Below are 4,924 nucleotides of genomic sequence, written 5' to 3'. Positions count from 1 at the left end.
TCGGGTACGCGCGGTTCCGGGTGAAGGGGGAGTACGGCCCGGCGGGGCACGAGGGCTCGGTGGTCCTGAGCGCCCTGGCCGCGCTGGACCCGGCGGCGGACGCGGCGCTGTGGCGGTTCCTGTTCGGCATCGACCTGACGTCGACGCTGGTGGCACGCGGCCGGCCGGTGGACGAGGCGTGGCAGTACATGGTGTCCGACATCCGCCGGTGCCGGCCGGAGATCCGGGACTCGCTCCACGTACGGCTGGTCGACGTCGGCGCGGCCCTGCGGGCTCGGACGTACCGGGCGCCGGTGGACGTCGTGTTCGAGGTGGAGGACGCCTTCTGTCCCTGGAACGCGGGGCGCTGGCGACTGAGCGGGAACACCAAGGGCGCGTCCTGTGAGCGTACGGACGAGCCGGCCGATCTCGTCCTGTCGGTACGGGAGTTGGGCGCGGCGTATCTGGGCGGGGTGAGCCTCGCGGCGCTCGCGGCGGCCGGCCGGGTGACGGAGCCGCGGCGGGGCGCGCTGGCGGAGGCGTCCCTGGCGTTCGGGAGCGACCCGGCGCCGTGGCTGCCGCACGGGTTCTGACGGCTCAGCGGCGCTGGCAGTCCGGGCACCAGAACAGATTGCGGGCGGCGAGGTCGGCGGTGCGGATCTCGCCGCCACAGATGTGGCAGGGCAGGTGGGCCCTGCGGTAGACGTACACCTCGCCGCCGTGGTCGTCGACGCGCGGCGGGCGTCCCATCGCCTCCGGGGTGTGTTCGGGGCGGACGGTGTCGATGCGGTTGAGGCGGACGCCCTCGCGCATCAGCGCGACCAGGTCGGCCCAGATCGCGTCCCACTCGGCCGCGGTGATGTCCCGGCCCGCGCGGTACGGGTCGATCCGGTGCCGGAAGAGGACCTCGGCGCGGTAGACGTTGCCCACACCCGCGATGACCTTCTGGTCCATGAGGAGGGCGGCGATCGTCGTACGGCTGCGGCCGATCCTGCGGTACGCGAGGGCCGGGTCGGCGTCCGGGCGCAGCGGGTCGGGGCCGAGCCGGTCGTGGACCGCCTGCTTCTCGGGGTCCGTGATCAGGGCGCAGGTGGTGGGGCCGCGCAGGTCGACGTAGGACGTGGCGTCGGCGAGGCGGAGCCGGACGGTGTCCGTGGGCGGCGGCGCCGGGGCCGGGCCGAAGGTGACCTTCCCGAAGAGGCCGAGGTGGATGTGGACCCACTCGGCGGGCTCGGCGTCGCCGAAGCCGAGGAACAGGTGCTTGCCGTGGGCGTCGGTGGTGTGCAGCGGCGTGCGGTCGAGGAGGGCGGCGGCGTCGGCGAACTTGCCCTGGGGACTGGTGACGCGGAGGGGGGCGCCGGCGGCGAAGGCGGCGGCGTAGTCCTCGGCCAGCCGGTGGATGGTGTGGCCTTCCGGCACGGGGATGTCCTTCCAAGCTTGGGCCCACCGCCCGGCCGACCCGGTCGGCCGGGGGCCCTGTTCACTCCGGACGGCCCGGCTCGTTCCGGGGCTCCGCCCCGGACTCCGGTGGGATCTCGTCTCCGGCGCCCCGGCGCGTCTTCCGCGCCCCGTCGGTGCCTTGGCGGCGCCTCGGCGGTGCGTGCCGTGGGCAGGGCGCCCCCGAGGCCCGTGCACCGGGGGCCCCGGCGGCGTTACTGCTGCGGGTGGTGCGGGGGGATGGGCGGGAGGTCACCGGTGGTCTCGTAGGCGGCGAGCATGTCGATCCGGCGGATGTGGCGCTCGTCACCGGAGAACGGGGTGCTCAGGAAGGTCTCGACGAACTTCGTCGCCTCGTCCTGGGTGTGCATGCGCGCGCCCACCGCGATCACGTTGGCGTTGTTGTGCTGGCGGCCCAGCGCCGCCGTCTCCTCGCTCCACGCCAGGGCCGCCCGTACGCCCGCGACCTTGTTCGCGGCGATCTGCTCGCCGTTGCCGGAGCCGCCGATCACGATGCCGAGGGCGCCCTCGTCCGCGGCGGTCCGCTCGGCGGCGCGGAGGCAGAAGGGCGGGTAGTCGTCCTGGGCGTCGTAGATGTGCGGGCCGCAGTCGACGGGCTCGTGCCCCGCCGCCTCGAGCCACTCGACGAGGTGGTTCTTGAGTTCGTAGCCCGCATGGTCCGAGCCGAGATACACGCGCATGGTCCGAGTGTGACACGGGGGTTCCCGGGAAGGCGCGTCGGGTGCCCCGCGTGAAAAGTGTGAGCAAATCCATAGAAGCTCAGGAAAAGCTCAAGTAACGATCCGGAATCAAAGGTTTCCGAATTCTTTCGCCTCCGTTTCACTGGTCCGGCTCGTACCCGCTCGTACGGGACTGCTCCACCGGCGCAAAGGAAGGCCACCCCATGACTTCGCAGCCGACCCTCACCAGGCCCGAGAACGATCCCGGAAGGCCCGGCGATCCCGGGGCGCCGGGAGATTCCGGACTCCAGGCCGGGCTCAAGAACCGCCATCTGTCGATGATCGCCATCGGCGGTGTGATCGGCGCGGGCCTCTTCGTCGGCTCCAGCTCCGGCATCGCGACCGCCGGCCCCGGCATCCTCCTGTCGTACGCCCTCGTCGGCACGCTCGTGGTGCTGGTGATGCGGATGCTCGGCGAGATGTCCGCGGCCAACCCGACCTCCGGGTCCTTCTCCGCGCACGCCGACCGGGCGCTCGGGCCCTGGGCCGGGTTCACCATCGGCTGGCTCTACTGGTTCTTCTGGGTCGTCGTCCTCGCGGTCGAGGCGACCGCCGGTGCCGCGATCCTCGAAGGATGGATACCGGCCGTCCCGCAGTGGGGCTGGGCGCTCATCGTGATGGTGGTGCTGACCGCCACCAACCTGGTCTCCGTCGGCTCCTACGGCGAGTTCGAGTTCTGGTTCGCCGGGATCAAGGTCGTCGCCATCGGCGCGTTCATCGTCATCGGCGGACTGGCCGTCTTCGGTGTGCTGCCCGGCGTCGACAGCGACCAGGCGGGCCTGGCCAACCTCACCGGGCACGGCGGCTTCCTGCCGAACGGCGCCGGCGCCATCCTCACCGGCATCCTGCTCGTCGTCTTCTCGTTCATGGGCAGCGAGATCGCCACGCTGGCCGCCGGTGAGTCGGAGGACCCGCAGCGCGCCGTCACCAAGGCGACCAACAGCATCATCTGGCGGATCGGCGTCTTCTACCTCGGCTCGATCCTCGTCGTGGTCTGTCTGCTCCCGTGGGACAGCAAGTCCATCACCGAGGACGGCTCGTACGTCGCCGCCCTGGACTCCCTCGGCATCGCGCACGCCGGCCAGATCATGAACTTCATCGTGCTGACGTCCGTGCTGTCCTGCCTCAACTCCGGGCTCTACACGGCCTCCCGGATGGCCTTCTCGCTCGGCCGGCGCGGGGACGCGCCGAAGGCGTTCGCCCGGACCACGGGCCGCGGTGTGCCGCGCACGGCGATCCTCGTGTCCGTGGTGTTCGGCTTCGTCGCCGTCTTCTTCAACTACAAGTTCCCGGACTCCGTCTTCCTCTTCCTCGTCAACTCCTCCGGCGCGGTCGCGCTGTTCGTGTGGTTGGTGATCTGCTTCTCGCAGCTGCGCATGCGGAAGATCATCCAGGCGGAGGCGCCGGAGAAGCTGGTCGTGCGGATGTGGCTGTACCCGTACCTGACGTGGGCCAGCGCCGCGCTGATCGTGTTCGTGCTCGGCTACATGCTGACCGACACCGAGCACGACGGGCGTACGACGATGCTGCTGTCGCTGCTGGTCGCCGCGATCGTGCTCGTCATCGCCGTCGTCAAGCAGCGGGTGGCCGGGCGCCGCGCGGAGGACCGGGACGAGATCCCGGCCGGCTGAGGCACCCGTACACACGGCGAGAGGCCCGGCGGTGCACCACGTGGTGCACCGCCGGGCCTCTCGCCGCGGAACCCGGACGGTCAGCGCTTGTCCACGAGCTTCCAGGCCGTCGGCAGCACGCCCATCGCCAGGGCCGCCTTCAGGGCGTCGCCGATGAGGAACGGGGTGAGGCCGGCCGCGATCGCGGCGGAGGCGGACATGCCGGTGGCGAGGGCCAGGTAGGGCACGCCGACGGCGTAGATGACCGCCGAGCCGAGCACCATGGTGCCCGCCGTGCGCCAGGCGGAGCGGTCGGCACCGCGGCGGGCCAGGGCACCCACGACGACGGAGGCCAGCAGCATGCCGAGGACGTAACCGAACGACGGCATGCCCATCCCCGACCTGCCCTCCGCGAACCACGGCACGCCGGCGGCGCCCACCAGCGCGTACACCGCGAGGGAGGCGAACCCGCGGCGGGCGCCGAGGGCGGTGCCGACGAGGAGCGCCGCGAAGGTCTGGCCGGTCACCGGCACCGGGGAACCGGGGACGGGCACCGCGATCTGGGCGGCGAGGCCGGTGAGCGCGGCGCCGCCGAGCACGAGCGCGGCGTCCCGGACGCGGGAGGCCGGGACGAGGTCCGCGAGGACCTGTCCGGATCGGGCGGACGTGACGGTGGCGGTGCTCATGAGGTCTCCGCGGGGTGAGGGCGGTTGGGGACACCGCGACGCTATACCGGCGCCCGCGCGCCGATCACCGTCAGCGCTCGACAAAGGCGCCGACACGGTCTTGGTGGGCTCCTGACAAAGGGCGGGGTGATGAGGGGCGTGAGGTGACGCCGGTCACTGAGGTGAGGTGGTTTCGCCGACACCTCCGGGTGGTACGGCGGCTGTAGGGATCCACCAAACGGGCCGCGCGGCCTCCCGGACGCCGTCTCGCCCGTCGGTCGCCGTCTGGGCAGCGCGGAGGCGATTTGCTAGCTTCGAGCCATGGTCGCCCAGTCCCGGAACTTCACCTCGCGTCGCCACGTCGACCTGCGACGCGTGGGCGCCACCGCCTGTCGCCTCCCCTAGCGGGGCGGGCGGAGCGGATCCGGCGCGCCTCGACTCCCGTACGACGGCGCAGTGTCGGACCCGTTCCCGAGGAAGTTCCCATGCTTCG

5 protein-coding genes are annotated in these 4,924 nt (G+C 72.1%); 2 read left to right on the top strand and 3 right to left on the bottom strand.

The window, feature by feature from the left end; genetic code table 11:
* A partial coding sequence (locus tag B7767_RS19380; RefSeq protein ID WP_179167203.1) for a sterol carrier protein domain-containing protein occupies positions 1–572 on the top strand: 572 nt, incomplete at its 5' end.
* A gap of 4 nt (positions 573–576) precedes the next feature.
* On the opposite strand, the gene B7767_RS19375 is transcribed toward B7767_RS19380, so the two are convergent.
* Positions 577–1,398, bottom strand: a complete 822-nt coding sequence (locus tag B7767_RS19375) for an Fpg/Nei family DNA glycosylase (protein ID WP_085573284.1) — start codon at positions 1,396–1,398, stop codon at positions 577–579.
* A gap of 233 nt (positions 1,399–1,631) precedes the next feature.
* Positions 1,632–2,117, bottom strand: coding sequence for a ribose-5-phosphate isomerase (locus B7767_RS19370; RefSeq protein WP_085573283.1), 486 nt, complete (start codon positions 2,115–2,117; stop codon positions 1,632–1,634).
* 203 nt (positions 2,118–2,320) lie between these two features.
* On the opposite strand from B7767_RS19370, the gene B7767_RS19365 reads away from it, so the two are divergent.
* Positions 2,321–3,787: an amino acid permease gene (locus B7767_RS19365; protein WP_085573282.1), complete on the top strand. Its 1,467-nt coding sequence runs from the start codon at positions 2,321–2,323 to the stop codon at positions 3,785–3,787.
* 80 nt (positions 3,788–3,867) lie between these two features.
* On the opposite strand, the gene B7767_RS19360 is transcribed toward B7767_RS19365, so the two are convergent.
* Complete coding sequence (locus B7767_RS19360; protein WP_085573281.1) at positions 3,868–4,452, bottom strand: biotin transporter BioY; 585 nt, start codon at positions 4,450–4,452, stop codon at positions 3,868–3,870.
* Positions 4,453–4,924 lie beyond the last annotated feature (472 nt).

This window comes from Streptomyces sp. 13-12-16 (genome assembly GCF_002114215.1).
In the GTDB taxonomy this organism is placed as follows: domain Bacteria; phylum Actinomycetota; class Actinomycetes; order Streptomycetales; family Streptomycetaceae; genus Streptomyces.
The sequence above is the reverse complement of the archived record's forward strand: the minus strand, read 5'-3'. Positions and strand labels throughout refer to the sequence as shown.